Source organism: Thalassotalea sp. 273M-4, assembly GCF_041410465.1.
GTDB classification, from domain to species: Bacteria; Pseudomonadota; Gammaproteobacteria; order Enterobacterales; family Alteromonadaceae; genus Thalassotalea_A; species Thalassotalea_A aquiviva.
In genome coordinates this window covers 396185-416005 of the sequence record NZ_CP166961.1, presented here as the reverse complement: position 1 = coordinate 416005, position 19821 = coordinate 396185, and the positions used below count along the sequence as shown (strand labels likewise).

Below are 19821 nucleotides of genomic sequence, written 5' to 3'. Positions count from 1 at the left end.
CATTCAATAAGAATGTCTTGAGTATAAAAAATCAATAATCAAAGATTATTAATTAGTTTGAAAACACTAGGAATGTGTTTTCGTTTTGGTGCCTATATCATTTGATAACATCGTGCGACACGTTGTTATCGATACAAACACCGGGTTTAATATCAGCTTTCCAAATTGTTAAAGATGTCATATCTGCGCACATTCGGCAGTTATGTGAGTGAAAACTCAAAGATAAGCATCGGTGCTTATCTTTAAGTTTTCATCAATTGTTATCATGCTATTTGTGTGAACACTCGCAGTACTTTCGTACTCATTAAGTTGTCTACTTAAGGTAAGGAGGTGATCCAACCCCAGGTTCCCCTAGGGTTACCTTGTTACGACTTCACCCCAGTCATGAATCACAAAGTGGTAACCGTCCTCCCGAAGGTTAAACTAGCTACTTCTTTTGCAACCCACTCCCATGGTGTGACGGGCGGTGTGTACAAGGCCCGGGAACGTATTCACCGCGGCATTCTGATCCACGATTACTAGCGATTCCGACTTCATGGAGTCGAGTTGCAGACTCCAATCCGGACTACGACAGACTTTATGGGATTCGCTCCACCTCGCGGTCTTGCTGCCCTTTGTATCTGCCATTGTAGCACGTGTGTAGCCCATCCCGTAAGGGCCATGATGACTTGACGTCGTCCCCACCTTCCTCCGGTTTATCACCGGCAGTCTCCTTAAAGTTCCCACCCGAAGTGCTGGCAAATAAGGATAAGGGTTGCGCTCGTTGCGGGACTTAACCCAACATTTCACAACACGAGCTGACGACAGCCATGCAGCACCTGTCTCAGAGCTCCCGAAGGCACGAAGCTATCTCTAGCGACTTCTCTGGATGTCAAGGGATGGTAAGGTTCTTCGCGTTGCATCGAATTAAACCACATGCTCCACCGCTTGTGCGGGCCCCCGTCAATTCATTTGAGTTTTAACCTTGCGGCCGTACTCCCCAGGCGGTCAACTTATCGCGTTAGCTGCGCTACCCACGTCTTAAAGACACAAACAGCTAGTTGACATCGTTTACGGCGTGGACTACCAGGGTATCTAATCCTGTTTGCTCCCCACGCTTTCGTGCCTCAGCGTCAGTATTTGTCCAGGTGGCCGCCTTCGCCACTGATGTTCCTTCCAATCTCTACGCATTTCACCGCTACACTGGAAATTCCACCACCCTCTACAATACTCTAGACAGCCAGTTCGAAATGCAGTTCCAAGGTTGAGCCCTGGGCTTTCACATCTCGCTTAACAATCCGCCTACGCACGCTTTACGCCCAGTAATTCCGATTAACGCTCGCACCCTCCGTATTACCGCGGCTGCTGGCACGGAGTTAGCCGGTGCTTCTTCTGCGAGTAACGTCACAGCTAGCAGATATTAGCTACTAACCTTTCCTCCTCGCTGAAAGTGCTTTACAACCCGAAGGCCTTCTTCACACACGCGGCATGGCTGCATCAGGGTTTCCCCCATTGTGCAATATTCCCCACTGCTGCCTCCCGTAGGAGTCTGGGCCGTGTCTCAGTCCCAGTGTGGCTGATCATCCTCTCAAACCAGCTAGAGATCGTCGCCATGGTAGGCCTTTACCCCACCATCTAGCTAATCTCACTTGGGCTAATCTAAAGGCGAAAGGTCCGAAGATCCCCTCCTTTGGTCCGTAGACATTATGCGGTATTAGCAGTCGTTTCCAACTGTTGTCCCCCACCTCAAGGCATATTCCCAAGCATTACTCACCCGTCCGCCGCTCGTCATCTTCTAGCAAGCTAGAAATGTTACCGCTCGACTTGCATGTGTTAAGCCTGCCGCCAGCGTTCAATCTGAGCCATGATCAAACTCTTCAATTAAAAAGTTGTTTTTGATTCCGAAGAATCGACTCAATGAATTTGCTGGTTGTTTTCACTTTAAAAGTAAAAACAAACTTTACATAAAATATATGTATATATTTTGTGTGTCATCATCATTAAGTTAATGTGCTACCAGTATAAATACTTAGTAGCTTTGTAAATCAATCTTAATGTGAGTGCCCACACAAATTGCATGATAACTAATTGTTAAAGATAAGCACTTGGATGTGCCAACATCGAAAGGTTCATGGAAGAACGCTTTATTTCGATGCGAGGTCAGACGCATTCGCTAACCTTCTTTTTTTGCTTCAGACCTTGCCCGAAGCGAGATGCGCATTCTACGCATCTGAAGTTCAAAGTCAACCGTTTTTAAAATCTTTTTTGAAAAAGTTTTTAAAGCAGGATTTGCTTAAAACCCCCTTCACACTTGGCTTGTCAACCTTGTTGCCTAACCCCGTGGAAGTGGATGCGAATTCTAGAGATTTTTAGGATGCCGTCAACTGTTTTTTGATAAAAAATTCGACTTTCTTCATCGTTCGAATTAAAAACCACCAGAACGTCTATTTAATGCGCAGGGTAACAAATAATTGTAGATTAAAATTAAAAAAAACCCAGCTTAATGCTGGGTTTTATGTGATATTTATTCGGGTTTCTTCCAGCCCTGGGTTGCTCGCGCTTTTTTCTTTTGTTCGGTATAGGTTAATTTACGTTTATTCGCAAAAGGATTCTTAGTTCCTCTAAATTCAACCTTGATAGGTGTCCCCATGATTTTTAATGACTTTCTGAAATAATTCATCAAATAACGTTTATATGATGGTGGCAACTGATCAACCAAATTGCCGTGAATGACAATTAATGGTGGGTTATAGCCGCCAGCATGGGCATACTTTAATTTAATTCTATTTCCACGAACCAATGGTGGTTGATGATCAAAAGTAGCCATTTCCATAATTTTGGTCAGCATCGCGGTTGATGTTCTGCGAGTAGCAGAATCAAAGGCCTCTTCAACCGACTCGAATAAATGCCCCACACCCGTGCCATGCAATGCAGAAATAAAGTGAACTCGGGCAAAATCAATAAAACCAAGACGACGATCTAGTTCAGATTTCACTCTTTCTTTAACATCGTTGTCTAAGCCATCCCACTTATTAACGACTAATACTAATGAACGGCCAGCTTCTAAAATAAAACCAAGCAAACTTAAATCTTGATCAGTGATACCATCGCGTGCGTCTATCACCAATAAAACCACATTAGAATCTTGAATCGCTTGTAAGGTTTTTATTACCGAAAACTTTTCCACCGCATCGGTGACATTTTTACGACGACGAATACCTGCGGTATCAATTAAGGTATAGTCACGATCATTACGCTCCATTGGAATATAAACACTGTCACGCGTGGTCCCAGGCATATCGTAAACAACAACTCTTTCTTCCCCAAGAATGCGGTTCGTTAGGGTTGATTTACCTACGTTAGGTTTACCAATGATCGCGAGTTTGATTTTGTCATCGACTTGCGTTTCATTGCTATCATCAAACTCTTCGCCTTCGGCTAAATCTAATTGTTCATTATCTTCAGTATCGGTTTGACTTAACGCTTCAATATGTGGTGCTAAGGCCAAGTTCAATAACTGAGTAACACCACGATTATGAGCTGCAGCAATTGGGTGCACATTACCTAAACCAATATCGTAAAATTCTGCCACCGCTGAATCAGCATCGACACCATCGATTTTATTGGCGACGAGAAAAACTTTTTTACTTTGTTTTCTTAAATGATCCGCTATTGCCATATCAGCCGATGTTGCCCCTGAGCGAGCATCAACCAAAAACAATACAGCATCCGCTTCTTCAATAGCCATAAGCGATTGCTCAGCCATTAAGGCATCGATGCCTTCCTCATTGCCTTCAATACCACCGGTATCAATGACAATAAAAGGTAAGCCCTCAACTTCTGCTTGTCCGTATTGTCTATCTCGTGTCAAACCTGGGTAGTCGGCTACGAGTGCATCTCGGGTACGTGTTAAACGATTAAACAATGTTGATTTACCAACATTAGGTCGGCCTACTAGGGCAACTACAGGTAACATGAATACCTCAAAATTTATGTGCTGAAATTTCAGCGTTAAATAACGATAAACGGCTCTGCAAAGAATGCAAAGCCGTTTATAACTGTAGCAAATATCGAGAAATTAGAGAGGAATGCTGTTGTTATCTTCGCTAATTTGATTTGCCAATAGCGATAATTACTCGCTTAGTGTTTTGATGACTTCCAATTCGCCACTTCTGGCGTAGGCATAAATTAAGTCTTCGTGAACCACAGGGGTGCTAAAGATTGCGCTACTGTCGACCTGATGGCGAGCAACAATTTCACCATCCGTCACATCTAACCAATGCAAATAACCTTCGCCATCACCTACAACGACATAGTTACCAACAATAACCGCACCAGTTGTGCCACGGTTAGTCAGAGATAATTGACTCCAAAGCTCTGAACCAGAGTTGCGATCGATGGCATACACATGGCCCTGAATATCTGTCGCGTAAATTCGATTACCCGATACAGCAAGCTGTCTGTAGGAAGAATATTTACGTTTCCAAAGCTCACGCCCTGTGCGTAAATCAAGTGCGGCCAAATTACCATTAGATGAAATGGCATATACTTTATCGCCCCAGATCACTGGCGTGACGTCGACATCTACAATACGTTGTAATTCGGTTGCCCCTGTCGCTTCACCGATTTCTGACATCCACCCTTGTTGGCCATTTTCCATAATGAACACACTGACATTACCAGAAGCCAAGCCGACAAAGGCACCGCCTGCAGTAATACTGACCCCACTTACACCTCGCAGTGATAGTGGCGGGACAGACTGATCAGTTTTCCATTTTTCTTCGCCAGTTTCGCTATCCAGTGCAATCAACACCCCAGATGACGTATTTACAACAAGCATGTTGCTGTCTAAAGCTGGAGTTGAAATGACTTCACCAGGGACTTTAGTATGCCAAACAAGCTCACCTGATTCTGCATTAATGGCATATACATCACCATTTTCACTGCCCCAGAACACCTTGTTGTAGCCGGTTACCGCACCACCAGAAATAAGGGCACTCGTTTTACTGTCAAAAAATCCACGCGCATTGTCGATATTACTAAAATCCAGTTCCCAGACTTTTTTACCTGATTCTAATTCAAATGCGACGGTGTCACCGGCGCGGCTAGAAACAAATACTTTGTTGTAAGCAACAGCTGGAGCAAGTCGTGAAAAGTAGTGGCCTACACCATCTCCAATTTGCGCATCCCAGATGACTTCAGGGGTAAATTTTTGCTCAATCTCTGTAAGTTCTGCAATCGCGCCTTCTTCAGGTTCATCACCATCTGATGAACAAGCAAATAAAACCGACGAAAGTAAAGCAATACTGATAAGGCGTTTATTGAGTAACTTCACAACAGCCTCCATTAGTTTGCTTGTGCTAAATCGTCTAATTTAATTTGTAGTGTGTTATTACCTTCAAGACCGCCGGCATCTGCTGCGGCTAAATACGCGGTACGAGCAAGATCTTTTTTACCTTGAAGTAAAAACGCATCGCCCTTAATTTCTTCAGCTGCAGCTTGAAATGACTCTGGTAATTTATTCCCTAAAGTCGCTAATGCGGCATCAAACGATTGTAATTGCACTTGAACACGAGCAAGTCGCAACGTCGCGATGGCTTTTAAGTTCTCAGTTGCAGCAACACTAAGTGCTTGTTGTAAGTGTTTTTCAGCGTCGGCGTATTGTTCTGCATCAATGGCTTCTTTCGCCAGCGCAAAAGCAACAAAAGTTGCGTAAGCTGAATCGCTGTTTTCAGCAATAAAGGCTTGTGCTTCTGTTTGAAATCCATCTTCTTTTGTTGCGTAAGAAGTAATAACATCTTGGTATTGTTGCGTTAGTTGTTGATTTGCTTCTAACTTACTGTCTTGGTAGTAGCCCCAACCGACAAAACCGCCTAGACCAATGACTAAACCAGCAATTAAAGAATTACCATTTTCTTTCCAGAATTTTTTAATTGCTTCGACTTGTTGTTCTTCTGTTTGATATGTTTCCACAACATTATCCTTATAATATTTCGTTCAATAAATTTGCCACTTCGGCAAATGGTAAAGAGATTTGATCTCTTTGTTCCCTTAAAAATTTGATCGAGGCTGATTGTGCTTCAATTTCGCTATCGCCTAAGATGATGGCGATTGTTGCACCGGATTTATCAGCTCGTTTCATTTGTTTATTAAATTTACCACCACCACAATGCGTTTGAATACGAATGTCTTTAACGTCATTGCGCCATTGCTCAGCTAGGGCAACACCGGCTTTTTCAGCTTGCTCACCCACCGTCACAATATATGCATCAACAGTTGGCCTGATATTGGCTAATTTATCTAATTCGGTCAACATCAGAACTAATCGTTCAATGCCCAAGGCAAAACCAACGGCCGGAGTCCCTTTGCCACCAAGTTGCTCAACCAAACCATCGTAACGACCACCAGCACATACCGTGCCCTGAGCGCCTAAACTGTCGGTGACCCATTCAAACACAGTACGATTGTAGTAATCAAGTCCGCGTACTAAACGATCATTAAGCACATATTTAATCCCAACAGCATCAAGACGTTGACATAAATCGGCAAAGTGGTCTTTAGACTCATCACTTAAGTAATCCGAAAGTTTTGGTGCATCAACTAAAAGAGACTGCACATCTTGGTTTTTAGAATCTAGCACGCGTAATGGATTTGAGTGCATGCGACGTTTAGAGTCGTCATCAAGCCTATCTTCATTGGCTTGTAAAAACGCAATCAAGGCATCACGATATGAAGCACGATCTTCATTTGAGCCTAAAGAATTTAGCTCTAACGTTACGTAGTCACTGATCCCAAGTTCACGCCATAAACGCGCACTTAAGGTGATAATTTCAGCGTCCATGTCGGCGCTCGCAACCCCAAAGCTTTCAATACCAAATTGATGAAATTGGCGGTAGCGACCTTTTTGTGGGCGTTCATGTCGGAACATTGGGCCCATATACCATAGGCGTTGCTCTTGGTTATACAGCAAACCATGTTGATTACCCGCACGCACACAACTTGCGGTGCCTTCAGGGCGCAAGGTGAGACTGTCGCCATTGCGATCGTCAAAGGTGTACATTTCTTTTTCAACAATATCGGTTACTTCACCAATACTGCGTTTAAATAAGGCGGTAGATTCAACCACGGGCATCCGGATTTCTGCATAACCGTAGTTTCCTGCTACGCGACGCAATACATCTTCAACCATTTGCCATTTATTGGTTTCACCAGGCAAACAATCATTCATGCCCCTGATAGCTTGGATAGCTTTACTCACGTAACCGTACTCTGTAGATAAAATAAAGGCGGTATTATTACATAATCCACCTTGCGGGTTAATAGATTTAAACTTGTTTAATGTCGATTTTTTTGCTTACATCAAGAGCACTGGCTTTCGCTCGAATTTTTTGCTCAAGTTGATCAACAATATCGTTATTATCAATGCGTTCTCGCTGACGTTCACCATCAAGATAGAAGCCACTTTTACGAGCACTGCCGGTTAAGCCAAGATCTGAAATCAAAGCTTCACCAGGACCGTTCACCACACAACCTATGATAGAAACGTCCATTGGGGTAATAATATCTTCTAGGCGTTCCTCTAGAGCATTGACGGTTGAGATCACGTCAAATTCTTGACGCGAACAACTTGGACAGGCAATAAAATTAATGCCTCGACTGCGCAGGCGCAACGACTTCAGGATATCAAAACCTACTTTGATTTCCTCAACCGGATCTGCGGCCAAAGAAATACGTAAGGTGTCACCAATACCTTCGGCCAATAGCATGCCTAAGCCAACGGAAGATTTCACTGCACCTGAGCGAAAACCACCGGCTTCTGTAATGCCTAAATGCAATGGATTATTAATTTGTTTGGCCAATAAACGATAAGCACCAACGGCTAAAAACACATCGGATGCTTTCACGCTTACTTTAAACTGATCAAAGTTCATCCGATCTAAAATATCGACATGGCGTAAAGCCGATTCAACGAGCGCTTGTGGTGTTGGCTCTTTGTACTTTTCTTGTAGATCTTTTTCAAGAGAGCCGCCATTTACCCCGATACGAATAGGGATATTTTTATCTAGAGCAGCATCAACAACGGCACGGATCCTTTCTTCACGCCCAATATTACCTGGGTTTATACGCAAGCAGTCTGCGCCATACTCTGCCACCTTTAAAGCAATGCGATAATCAAAATGAATATCTGCAACCAAAGGGACCTTGACTTGTTGTTTAATTAATTTAAAGGCTTCAGCGGCATCCATGGTTGGCACACTAACACGAACAATATCGGCACCAACATTCTCTAAAGAGCGAATTTGTGCCACGGTTGCAGCAACATCCGTGGTGAGCGTATTGGTCATTGACTGAACACTAATGGGCGCACCGCCACCAACGGGTACATTACCCACCATGATTTGCGTTGACTTACGACGTTTTATAGGAGATTGGTTAAACATAATGACTCAAACTTGGAAACTTAAAATTAATTTTCGCCTGTCACAGGCACAGGCCAGGAAAACTTGGCGATCTGACCGATTTGATAATCGCTCATATCGATAGGTTGCTCATTATAGTTAATGGCCACCAGTTCAGGTTTACCTAAAGTTATATTAAAAGGGGCAACACCTTGTAACGACATCACATAATCGGCTTTTTTAACCCCCCACGCGAGTCGCTCACCGGTTGCATCAAACACATTTACCCAACAATCACCGGAAAACGAAAACACCAAACGAGAAATATTAGCTTCTGTTTCGGCGTTTTGGTCTTGGTTGCTCGCTGGGCTGTGGTTCGTTTTGGTTAACGCCAATGAGTTCGCAGCATCCGCTGAATTAGCCACTGGTTCAACAGGGGGGGTGGACTGTTCTGTTTGCTCTGTCACTGGCGAATTATAAGCCAGCAAGGTGAGCGCAACTTCGGCTTCGTTGGTTGCTTGATTCGACTCGATATTGGCCTCAACGAATTCGTTTTGGTTGCTGTTGGCTTGCTCAATCATCGCAAGATCAACGGCACTGCTTTCTTGATACCACCAAAGGATGGTTAATGAAACCAAACCTAAAAACAAAGCATAACAGGCGAACATCAAGCGGTTATTTTCCGCCTTTTTACGTTTGCCTTGGGAAAAGCTTTTCATTTCTGCCCCCTGTTGCTTGGCAACAGCAATGGCATCATAGCTTGTTTTGACGTCGTCGTAATCGACCTCGACAAGCTTGGCATAATTTTTTAAATAGCCTCGGATAAAAGTCTCCGGGACTGATGTATCGAATTGTTCACATTCAATATCTTTAACTACAGTAACACGCAAGCGCAATTGTTCTGCAACCTGCTCTACCGATAAACCAAGAGACTCACGAGCATCCTTGAGCATGTGTCCTGGACCAATGATTTCTATATCATCACATAATTGGATTATGTCTTTATCGTCACTCATTTACTTTCTTCTGGATTAGTTAATTTTAACACTTGACCTACATGCAAGGTATTGCCTTGCAAATTGTTCCACTTTTTCAAACGTGAAATTAAAATATTGTACTTTAGAGATACCTGAAACAGGTTATCGCCTTTTTTGACAACATGAACCGTGGGCTCAGTGCCATTGTCGGTTACAGATTTCGCCCCCTGTGGTTTGCTTCTTGCTGGCACTACAGGTTTGTTTTGTTCAACAAGGCTGTTTTCTGGTACCTTAACGGACGAAAGTATGTTTTTGTCTTGCTGTTCAGGAATCACAGGGGAAGTTGTACCTTGGCCAGCCGTTTTTGCTATCTCACTGTTTTGATTAATGCTTTGACCTGTGCTTTGAATAATAGTTGCATCATCTACTAACTTTTCTTTGGCAACAATCATCGGCGGTTGTTGCCGCGTTAAGCCGTCACGGTCTAAGTTTGATTGCTTACGCCGGATCACCACCGGTTTTTTATCTACCTTAATGCCTGATTTTAACAACTTGTACTTACGATACTGCAACGCAAGTTGGTCTTCTTCTATTTGCGCGAGGCCATTATCAAGAAAATTCTGCGCTTGAATTGACTCTGGATACATGCTCACCAACATCGATGAATAACTGCTTGCAATATCCTCTTGGCCCAGCTTTTTATTGATTTTAAATGCTAAAGCAATAGCTTGCGGTGAAAATCGTCTTGTCGCTCGTTCAAATCGACTGATAAAAGTTGAAGCACTTTCGTACTCACCTTTGGCGTATTTTAACTGCGCCATTTGCAATAAACTTGGTGCGCTATTGGGGCTATGACTAATACTGCGAGAAAGCGCCCATTCCGTACGCTCAAAATTTTGATTTTTTAAATGGCACAAAGCAATGTTTTGATAACTTTCAGATACCCGAATATAGGTTGGCACCTTAATCGCTTTTAAAAAATATTCTTCGGCGTCATCGTATCGTTGTTGACGACATAAAAAGACCCCGAAGTTATTTAACGTATCGGCATCATTATGATCAATTGATAACGCTTTTAAATAGGCATTCTCAGTTAACTCCATTTCGCCTACAGTTTCATAGTAATGAGCAAACGCGGTGTAGACCTCGACCATGTCTGGGGCGTAATTTTTTGCCTTTTCAAGATTCAGTTTAGCTTGCGTAGTGTTACCTATTTTAAGGTAACCTAACGCAAGGGATACTCGAGTTTTAGCGATTTGTTCATCGCTATAATCACGATCAACTACCGGTTTATTCTCTGAATAATTTTGAGTTACACAGGCTGAAAGTTGTAAGCATAAAACCACACCTATAACTAACTTACTAATGTTCTTGAATAAATTTTTTATCAAAAATCGCATGAATCAGTCCACCAATGTAATTGTTTTTTTAATAGGTAAAACCTGAGGTTCGCCTAAGGCTTATTGAACCATTTTGACTGATATTGCATCACCTTGCATCTGTTTTTTTCCACTGCGCTTGGTACGGTCTAAAACATCACCGGCTAATTGACCACACGCAGCGTCAATATCTTCACCACGAGTTCTTCGGGTGATCACGGTGTAACCATAGCTTTGCAATACTTTATCGAAACGATCGATACGCGAATTACTTGGTCTCTTATAAGGTGAACCTGGATACGGATTGAACGGGATCAAATTAATTTTACTTGGCGTACCTTCTAACACTTTGGCTAATGCATGAGCCTGTTCCGTCGAATCATTAACGTGATCTAACAAAACATATTCGATTGTTACTTGTTTATTGGCTTTAGAACCATCAATGTAGTTTCGACTGGCTGCTAGGAATTCTTCCAATGGATACTTTTTATTGATTGGCACCAGTACATCACGAAGCTCGTTGTCAGGTGCATGCACAGAGATTGCCAACGCACAGTCGATTTTATCTTTAAGCATCTGTAACGCAGGCACAACACCAGAAGTACTTACCGTTACTCGGCGCTTAGATAAGCCATAACCGAGATCATTTAAAAAGGTATCTAACGCTGGGATCAAATTTTTCATATTTAAAAGCGGCTCACCCATGCCCATCATAACAATGTTGGTAATAGGACGGGTCCCAGCAATACGAGTGGCACCAATATCATTTGCAACACGCCAAACCTGACCAATGATTTCTGAAACGCTTAAGTTACGGTTAAAGCCCTGTTGTGCTGTTGAGCAGAACGTACATTCAAGCGCACAACCTACTTGTGAAGACACACACAAAGTTGCACGACCATTTTCTGGGATCCAAACTGTTTCAACTTCCTGACCACCTTCAAGCAGTAAAGCGTATTTAATGGTGCCATCTTGTGACACTTGCTTTTGTGAAATTTCAGGCGCTTTAATTTCACATAAACGCTTGAGTTTTTCTCGTAAGGCCTTATTGAGGTTGGTCATTTTATCAAAGTCATCATAGCCAAAGTGGTACATCCACTTCATGATCTGATCGGCACGAAACGGCTTTTCGCCAATTTCGGCAAAATATTCACGCATCATCTGGTGATCAAAGTTTAATAAGTTAACCTTTTTATCAGCAACAAGGGTCATGGAAATCTCTTCATTCATTTTCAGGGTGGCAAATTGTACACTTTTCAGACGAATGGTACAATTTGGGCTTTGTTATAATAATGTTACTTTTCGTTAAAGCTAAGCACAGTGACCACGATAGCCCTTAACGAAAAATAGCAGACCGATAAAAGAAAAGGACTTTACTGGCAACAGTAAAATCCTTTCTATCAGATACCCGACAGAGCGGGACTAGCAAAATGCTATTAGCGCGTACGTGGGCAGATTTCTTCGTCAGAGAAGAAGTAAGCGATTTCACGTGCTGCAGACTCTAAAGCATCTGAGCCGTGACATGCATTTTCGTCAATTGAATTTGCAAAATCGTGACGTAAAGTACCGGCTAAGGCTTCTGCAGGGTTAGTCGCACCCATGATTTCACGGTTTTTAGCAACGGCGTTCTCACCTTCAAGTACTTGAACCATCACTGGACCTGAAGTCATGAAGTCAACCAAAGCACCAAAGAATGGACGCTCTTTATGCTCAGCATAAAAACCTTCCGCTTTTTCACGGCTCAAGTGAACCATTTTAGCAGCAACGATTTTTAAACCAGCAGACTCAAAGCGATTGTAGATAGAACCAATTACGTTTTTCGCAACTGCGTCTGGTTTTACGATTGAAAAAGTACGTTCAATAGCCATTGTTAACCCTTAAATTTAATGTGTTTCAATAAAAATTTTGGCGGATTATAGAGCAAAACAAAGGCAATTACATTAATTAATTCATCTGATTTAATGTTTTGATTACATATGTAAAACAGAGGTTAATAAGGCCTTGTATATTAACAGATTAGAAACACCCTGAATGACATAAAAGTGTATTCAGGGTGGTCGTTTTCTCACCACTTAATAGGTGAAAATAGAGGCTAGATAGTTGAACGCTTATAATTGCGGTATTTAGGGGTCCAGAAAATACTTTCAATATTCTCTCTTAATTCCTCATCACTGATTTCAAGAGCCAAACCTTGGGCTTGTGCAACTTTGCCAATGGCAAAAGCAATGTCTTTACTTAAACGGCTGATTTCAGTAATGCGAGGCAATAAATCCCCTTTACCATGATTGGCTAACGGTGACGCGGCGGCAAGTGTTTCACTGGCCGCAATTAACATCTCTTCACTGATCCGCTTTATTTTTGCGGCGAGTACACCCAAACCAATACCTGGGAATATGTAAGAATTATTACATTGAGAAATAGGGTAGGTTTTACCATTATATTCAACCGGCTCAAACGGGCTGCCAGTGGCAATAATAACCTTGCCTTCAGTCCATTCTATAATGTATCTTGGGTGCGCCTCAACTTGTCTTGATGGGTTACTTAGAGGGAAAATAATCGGTAAATCACAGCCTTTTAGCATGGCTTTGATCACGCCTTCGGTAAATAAACCAGCCTGACCTGAGACCCCAATTAAGATATCAGGTTTGGCACAAAACATCACATCACGTAACGAAGCATAGTCTCCAGAGAACATCCAATCAGCTAAGTCTTGTTTCTGTTTGATCAGCTTTTGTTGAAAATCGCGTAAATCAGACATACCTTCGGTCAGCAAACCATAGCGATCAACCATAAAGATCTGCTTTCTTGCTTGTTCATCCGTTAGACCTTCTTTACACATTTGAGCAATAATTTGCTCCGCAATACCACAACCTGCAGAGCCTGCACCGGCAAACACCACTTTTTGCTCCGACAACTTAACACCTTTACTGCGACAAGCCGCCAATAAAGTGCCTACAGTAACCGATGCGGTTCCTTGGATATCGTCATTGAAACAACAAATTTCGTTGCGATATTTTTCCAATAAAGGCATCGCATTAGGTTGGGCAAAGTCTTCAAATTGAAGCAATACGTTTGGCCATAGACGTTTAACCGCATCGATAAACAAGCCAACAAACTCATCGTACTCTTCTTGGCTGATCCGTTTATGACGCGCCCCCATATACATAGGGTCGTTTAATAGTTTTTCATTATTGGTGCCAACATCCAACATAATTGGCAAGGTATGCGCAGGGCTGATACCGCCACAAGCCGTATATAAAGATAACTTACCAATTGGGATCCCCATGCCACCAATACCTTGATCGCCTAGGCCTAAAATACGCTCACCATCAGTAACGACAATGACTTTCACCTTATGCTTGGTGGCATTATGTAGGATGTCGTCTATTTGATGACGTTCGCTGTAAGAAACAAACAAACCTCGATTACTGCGATATATATCTGAAAAGCGCTCACAAGCTTCGCCAACTGTCGGGGTGTAAATAATTGGCATCATTTCTTCTAAGTGCGCTTGTACTAGGGCATGAAATAATGTCTCATTTTTATCCTGGATATTACGCAAATATATGTGCTTATTCATCGGCGTGCGAAAGCTTGAATATTGCATATAAGCACGTTCGACTTGTTCTTCGATGGTTTCAAATCGTGGAGGGATCAAACCGGTTAAGTTAAAGCTGACTCTCTCTTCTGCGCTAAACGCGCTGCCTTTGTTTAATAGAGGCGTTTCAAGTAAAGTAGGACCGGCGTAAGGGATATATAATGGGCGTGTCTTCTTGCTATTCGTCATGAAAATTTCGCTTGTTGTAATAACTGGTTTTAGCAACCGAAGTGAACAGATATTTAATCGATTTTAATGGCCGTTATTGTACTGAGTTTTTGCCTGACCTGCGAACTTCTTTTGCAAAAATCCATTGAATTAAATTAAAAAGTTCGTTGCTTAGGCGCTTATGCTTAATTCAGTGAAGTGGTCATACCAATCCCATTAAGTTTTTGCACAACACAGCGTTTAGCTGACTTCGTCAATCCAAGCCTGTTGAATTGCTTCAAGTATGCGTTCACCGCAACGGTTAGGATCATCATCAAAATCCTCAAGGGCGATAACCCATTGCATGAGTTGAGGAAAGTGCAATGTTTTGGGGTCGACTTCAGGATGTTGCTCAATTAAATCCAATGCGATATCTAAGGAATCAATCCACATAAGTCCCATCATATTCTCCTAATTGCTCTTTAGACCTATCCGTTAAGTCTTTCATAAAACCAAAACAGCGTCAATTGACGCCGTTTTGGTTGAGTCCATGCCCATTTAGCTGGCTAATGTGATAATAATGCATAACCACCAGGGACATGGTAGACCTTGGCAAACCCCATTCGTTTTAACGTTTTAGCGGCTACATCACTGCGACTACCGCTGCGGCAAATACACAAATAACGGTATGCCAGTTTGTTGGCACCATGAGACTGCACAAACTGAGTGATTTGAGATAATGGTACGTTGACCACTGGGTGATCGACTAGAAACTGTTGATGATGCGCTTCGTGTTCGTGACTTTCCCGAACATCGAAAATTTGTACATCGGGGTTTTGTTCTAAGAACGATTTTAATTCAGCTGGATTGATGTCTTGTGAAGGGTTGCTATCGATATTGATATTGCCACAAAAAGACAATACATTGGCACGGGTAAGTTTGCTATCTAATAAGGCTTTTTGCTCAACAAAACGATTTACTTCAATCTGACCGCCTAAAACTTGGGCTAACAACGGGGTATTTTGCTTTTCTAAACCTAATGTCGTGGTGAAAAGCTGTTGATAATCATGGGCTGGACAAATCAAAGTATCATCATTAATGACTTGATTTAGGCGCAGCAACGATTGAAATAAACTTGCAGAGCAACCCGATGGCAAATCACTTCGTCCAATACCACCAATTTGTAAAGTATCACCAATAAACACGTAGTTGATATCATCCGCTAACAACTTGTTGTCTTTGGCCTCCCCTAATAAGTAAGCGACGCTATCTTTTGTATGTCCAGGCAAGGCTAACTTGGCCAAAACTTTATTGCCAATCACAATTGCAGGTACTTGTTGAGAATGTTGTAATTCAACTTGCAAAGTAGCGTTTTGTTGCCAACCTAATGTATCCGTTGGTTGATTTTTAATCGCATCACCTACCAATGTTCTGAGCATTTGAGTGCAGTTATCTTCGTTTTCATGCTGATGTGTTGATAACACCGCAACCACATCATAATTCTGGCATTGCACTAAAGTTTTAAATTTATCAACAAGTTCGGCAACAGGGTCAATAAGTAAAACTTGTTTATGCTGTTTGTCTATGTAGCACCAAGTGCAGTGTTGATCATAAACCCATTGCTGTAAGCCTTCGGTTTTCGAACTCACTTTTTCAACTTTTTTCGATAATAACAAACAACTATTTCTTAAAGCCGTAACCGCTTTAGTTATTGCATCACAAGCCCGATCGATTTCCAGTTGGGTCGTTGCTGGACCAAAAGACAGGCGAATCGCGCCTTCACTTTGCCATTTCTCTTTGCCCATAGCATCTAAAACAAAGCTACCCGACACTTTTGAGCTACAGGCGGAACCAGAGCTTACTCGAATCTTGGCGGCATCAAATAAGTCCATAATATCTTTACTCGATAAACCTTTAACCGAAAAATTTAATGTGGTTGGTAATGAGTAGTCAAAGTTATGGTTAAAAACAATATCGGGAAATGCCTGCTCTAAGGTGTCTGCAAGCTGATGACGATAGTCACACAGGACTTGATGTGATTTAAAAGTATCATCAGCTGGATCGTTCAATAACCGAAAGATTGCATTTAACGAGGCTATTCCGGGTAAGTTTTCGGTACCCGAACGTAAGCCACTTTCTTGCCCCCCGCCGGCAATAAATGGCGTATAAGGGGTGTTTTTTCGCACGTAGAGCATGCCGATACCTTTGGGGGCATACAATTTATGGCCACTAAAAGGCGCGTAATCGATACTGGTTTGAGCGAGGTTAAGGCCAATTTTACCAAGGGCTTGAACGCTATCAACCATCCACAGCACATCCTTATTATGCGCTCGGATGACTTTTTCGAGTTGGTTTAAGTCTTGCCAAACTCCAGTTTCATTATTGGCCGCCATGGTACAAATCATTAGGGCATTTTTCGCCTCTTTGGCAATAAAGTCGAGATCTAAAATGCCATTTTCATCGACCGGAATAGGCAAAACTTGAGCGCCAATATTCAGCATTTCATTCCAATGTTTTAACGTTTCAGGTACCGCTTTATGTTCTGTCGCACCATACAATAACGTTGGCTTTTCAAGCTTGGTAGCCCGTGCCCTAGAAGCGTTTAAAGCAGAAATAATGGATGTTTGAATACCTTCTGTTGCACCAGAGGTAAATATAATCTCACCACTATCAGCACCAATAGCTTGTCTTGCTAAGGTACGAGTCGACTCAAGAATATACTTAGCTTTGATCCCAGTCATGTGACTAGAACTTGGATTGCCATAACACAAGTTCATCGTATGAATAGCGGCTTGGGCAGCCTGTGGCAGTACCGGTGTTGTCGCGTTACTGTCGAGATAAATTTCATCTTGCTGTGGTTGAATATCGATAAGGTTTAACATGGCTTAATCTAATCATGAGTAAAACTGAAGTGCCGTTATACTAACCAATTATATCTTGTAACGCTAGGTTATAAGGAGAGCTTTTTTGACATCAATTAAACCTTTACCTCATGAGTTTGTAACCAACCGATTACACACGAACAAAAAGACAGCACGGCTAAGAGGAAGCCTTAATGACTCGTTTTTCAGAAAAAAACTGTTTTTTGCATATACTTTAACCAACCATAGACTCAAGATTTCAGGAAATTCATCATGCATTATAAAATTGTCTTACTGCCCTTGTTTAGCGCACTTATCTGTATACCAACAAGTGCTCGTGAGATTTATAAAGATGATAAAACCACGGTTGACTTAAGAGGTTACCTAACCATAAGTTATGTTGGCAGTGAGGATACCGATGAATTTACCGACAGCGGCTCTCGAGTTGGGTTTTCTGTTATGAGAAAAATACAGCAAGGTTGGGAAGTGGGGATTACCGCCGAATGGGCGACTAATTTCGAGCAAAATGAAAATATCACTTTTAATCAAGGTGGTGATAATAATGGCCCATCGGGTAGTGCCGATGATAACTTTGCTTCACGTCATGGCTTTGTCACGCTACAGCATGACGACTGGGGGACTTTTACCCTTGGTAAACAATGGGGGGTATTTTACGATGTAACATGGGGAACCGATGTCCTCAACTTCTTTGGTGGTAATGCGGCCGGCTCTTTTAATGCCAATACAGATGGTGGTATATCGGGTACAGGAAGAGCAGAACAAGCGATGATTTGGCGTAAAAGTTATGGTGATTTTGATTTTGGTTTACAATTTCAGGCTCAAGATGAACCTGTTATTTTAACTTCCGCGGATGAAACCCTTAACGGATTAAAAGTGGCGACCGTCGGTAATGGCTTTGGCTTGTCAACAACCTATAATGTTGGCGATTTTAGCTTTTCGGCCGGTTATAACGAAACCGAAATTGACCTTGAAGACTTATTCGAACCAACGCTCGGCCAAGACACCGAAGATTCGATCACCGGTTTAGCAATCCGCTATGGTGAATATCGAGGCCAAGGATTTTACGGATCCCTTGTTTGGTCGAGCAGTGAAAACCATGAAACCGACAATGAGGGTAATTTTTTTCACGCTAACGGTACTGAGTTTGTCTTATGGTACACGCATGAGCTTTATAGCTTTTATGGTGGTTTAAATCACTTAGACCCAAAAAGAAAGTCAAATGATTACCAGCTTTATTATCAATTTTTAGGCGCTGAATATCACTTTATCGATGACATTGGTCATTTATTTGTTGAGGTTAAGTTTAACGATACAACCCTAAGAGATAATTCGAAAGTTGATGGCACAGATATTGTTTTGGGGGTTAGGATAGACTTGTAGTCAAGATATAAGTCGGGCAACTCATATAACGTTTCGCCCTAAAATTAGTCCGCTTATTGTATTTCATTATAAGCGCCATTACTCTAGAATGATTGGTTTAGTCAACCTTGGTGATATCGGTGTATTATGCGCGGCGTATTTTTGGATAAAAGCACAATCGATTCAAGCATTAGCTTACGTCCATTAGAGCAGGTGTTAAGCAATCTAAGCTATTTTTCACAAACCAGTAAGGAAAAGCTGGTATCTCGCGCTCGGTTTTCAGATGTGATCATCACCAATAAGGTAGAATTAGACCGGGCGACCTTACTTGCTTTACCAAAACTTAAACTGATATGCATAACTGCCACCGGTACCAATAATGTCGACTTGCAAGCGGCCAAAGAATTGGGTATTTCGGTGTATAATGTAAACCATTATTCAACCCGCAGTGTGAGCCAATATGTATTTGCGATGTTGTTGGAAATCATGCAAAAAACCAGTCGCTACATCCAAGATAGTCGTGATGGTTTATGGCAAAACAGTCCCATTTTTTGTCATTTTTCGGATCCTATTGAAGAGATCGCAGAAAAAAAGTTGGCCATTATCGGTTATGGCACCCTAGGTAAAGCGGTAACCAAGATTGCCCAAGCATTTGGTATGCAGGTATTGATTGCAGAGCGCCAAGGTAGCACCACAATTAGAGAGTCAAGGGTAAGCTTTGAACAAGCGATATCTCAAGCCGATGTGATTAGTGTGCATTGCCCATTAACCGCTGAAAACCATCATATGTTCAATCAACACACGTTTTCGATGATGAAACGTGGCGCCGTATTTATCAACACTGCTCGCGGTGGCTTGGTTAATTCTGAAGATTTATATATTGCTTTAAAATCTAAACACTTAAAGGCAGCTGCGTTAGATGTTTTAGAAACCGAACCGCCTGAACTGGACAATATTTTACTCAACGCCAAGTTGAAAAATTTATATGTCACTGCGCATATTGCTTGGGCCAGCCAACAATCACAGCAACGCCTTATCCAAGCAGTCGCCGAAAACATCGTCGGCTTTAACAACCAAAGCTTGATCAACAAAGTCGTGTAA

Annotated in this window: 14 protein-coding genes and 1 rRNA gene; 2 read left to right on the top strand and 13 right to left on the bottom strand. The window is 42.1% G+C overall.

Features of this window, described 5'->3' with window-relative positions; all coding sequences use genetic code 11:
• Positions 1-323: 323 nt before the first annotated feature.
• The 13 genes from ACAY00_RS01790 to ACAY00_RS01730 all read right to left on the bottom strand — a co-directional run bounded on the left by ACAY00_RS01790 (position 324) and on the right by ACAY00_RS01730 (position 17361).
• A 16S ribosomal RNA gene (locus ACAY00_RS01790) occupies positions 324-1863 on the bottom strand.
• Positions 1864-2503: 640 nt separating this feature from the next.
• On the bottom strand, positions 2504-3955 hold the full coding sequence (gene der / locus ACAY00_RS01785; RefSeq protein WP_371376422.1) for a ribosome biogenesis GTPase Der: 1452 nt from the start codon (positions 3953-3955) through the stop codon (positions 2504-2506).
• A 156-nt stretch (positions 3956-4111) separates the two neighbouring features.
• Complete coding sequence (bamB, locus tag ACAY00_RS01780; protein ID WP_371376420.1) at positions 4112-5314, bottom strand: outer membrane protein assembly factor BamB; 1203 nt, start codon at positions 5312-5314, stop codon at positions 4112-4114.
• A gap of 11 nt (positions 5315-5325) precedes the next feature.
• On the bottom strand, positions 5326-5952 hold the full coding sequence (locus tag ACAY00_RS01775; RefSeq protein ID WP_371376417.1) for a YfgM family protein: 627 nt from the start codon (positions 5950-5952) through the stop codon (positions 5326-5328).
• Between the two features lie 10 nt (positions 5953-5962).
• Positions 5963-7237, bottom strand: coding sequence for a histidine--tRNA ligase (gene hisS / locus ACAY00_RS01770; protein ID WP_371376414.1), 1275 nt, complete (start codon positions 7235-7237; stop codon positions 5963-5965).
• 67 nt (positions 7238-7304) lie between these two features.
• On the bottom strand, positions 7305-8420 hold the full coding sequence (ispG, locus tag ACAY00_RS01765; protein ID WP_371376412.1) for a flavodoxin-dependent (E)-4-hydroxy-3-methylbut-2-enyl-diphosphate synthase: 1116 nt from the start codon (positions 8418-8420) through the stop codon (positions 7305-7307).
• A 26-nt stretch (positions 8421-8446) separates the two neighbouring features.
• Positions 8447-9394 carry a RodZ domain-containing protein gene (locus tag ACAY00_RS01760; protein WP_371376409.1) on the bottom strand — a complete coding sequence of 316 codons (948 nt, stop codon included), beginning with the start codon at positions 9392-9394 and terminating at the stop codon, positions 8447-8449.
• Complete coding sequence (pilW, locus tag ACAY00_RS01755) at positions 9391-10755, bottom strand: type IV pilus biogenesis/stability protein PilW (RefSeq protein WP_371376405.1); 1365 nt, start codon at positions 10753-10755, stop codon at positions 9391-9393. Before pilW ends, ACAY00_RS01760 begins: the two co-directional genes overlap by 4 nt.
• A gap of 60 nt (positions 10756-10815) precedes the next feature.
• Positions 10816-11946 carry a bifunctional tRNA (adenosine(37)-C2)-methyltransferase TrmG/ribosomal RNA large subunit methyltransferase RlmN gene (locus ACAY00_RS01750; protein WP_371376402.1) on the bottom strand — a complete coding sequence of 377 codons (1131 nt, stop codon included), beginning with the start codon at positions 11944-11946 and terminating at the stop codon, positions 10816-10818.
• 224 nt (positions 11947-12170) lie between these two features.
• The gene (ndk, locus tag ACAY00_RS01745; protein ID WP_371376399.1) at positions 12171-12602 is read right to left on the bottom strand and encodes a nucleoside-diphosphate kinase; all 432 of its coding nucleotides are present in this window, start codon (positions 12600-12602) and stop codon (positions 12171-12173) included.
• 224 nt (positions 12603-12826) lie between these two features.
• Entirely contained in the window at positions 12827-14521 is a 1695-nt protein-coding gene (locus ACAY00_RS01740; protein WP_371376396.1) for an NAD-dependent malic enzyme, read from the bottom strand.
• A gap of 219 nt (positions 14522-14740) precedes the next feature.
• Entirely contained in the window at positions 14741-14941 is a 201-nt protein-coding gene (gene iscX, locus ACAY00_RS01735; RefSeq protein ID WP_371379488.1) for a Fe-S cluster assembly protein IscX, read from the bottom strand.
• A 104-nt stretch (positions 14942-15045) separates the two neighbouring features.
• Positions 15046-17361, bottom strand: a complete 2316-nt coding sequence (locus ACAY00_RS01730) for an aminotransferase class V-fold PLP-dependent enzyme (RefSeq protein ID WP_371376394.1) — start codon at positions 17359-17361, stop codon at positions 15046-15048.
• Positions 17362-17613: 252 nt separating this feature from the next.
• On the opposite strand from ACAY00_RS01730, the gene ACAY00_RS01725 reads away from it, so the two are divergent.
• Complete coding sequence (locus ACAY00_RS01725; RefSeq protein WP_371376391.1) at positions 17614-18741, top strand: porin; 1128 nt, start codon at positions 17614-17616, stop codon at positions 18739-18741.
• A gap of 141 nt (positions 18742-18882) precedes the next feature.
• A complete protein-coding gene (locus ACAY00_RS01720) occupies positions 18883-19821 on the top strand; it encodes a D-2-hydroxyacid dehydrogenase (protein ID WP_371376388.1) in 939 nt (312 codons plus the stop codon).

Coding starts and splice junctions, on each gene's coding strand:
- der (WP_371376422.1), bottom strand. CDS start 3,955: ATGTTACCTGTAGTTGCCCTAGTAGGCCGACCTAATGTTGGTAAATCA.
- ispG (WP_371376412.1), bottom strand. CDS start 8,420: ATGTTTAACCAATCTCCTATAAAACGTCGTAAGTCAACGCAAATCATG.
- ACAY00_RS01760 (WP_371376409.1), bottom strand. CDS start 9,394: ATGAGTGACGATAAAGACATAATCCAATTATGTGATGATATAGAAATC.
- pilW (WP_371376405.1), bottom strand. CDS start 10,755: ATGCGATTTTTGATAAAAAATTTATTCAAGAACATTAGTAAGTTAGTT.
- ACAY00_RS01750 (WP_371376402.1), bottom strand. CDS start 11,946: ATGACCCTTGTTGCTGATAAAAAGGTTAACTTATTAAACTTTGATCAC.
- ndk (WP_371376399.1), bottom strand. CDS start 12,602: ATGGCTATTGAACGTACTTTTTCAATCGTAAAACCAGACGCAGTTGCG.
- ACAY00_RS01740 (WP_371376396.1), bottom strand. CDS start 14,521: ATGACGAATAGCAAGAAGACACGCCCATTATATATCCCTTACGCCGGT.
- iscX (WP_371379488.1), bottom strand. CDS start 14,941: ATGGGACTTATGTGGATTGATTCCTTAGATATCGCATTGGATTTAATT.
- ACAY00_RS01730 (WP_371376394.1), bottom strand. CDS start 17,361: ATGTTAAACCTTATCGATATTCAACCACAGCAAGATGAAATTTATCTC.
- ACAY00_RS01725 (WP_371376391.1), top strand. CDS start 17,614: ATGCATTATAAAATTGTCTTACTGCCCTTGTTTAGCGCACTTATCTGT.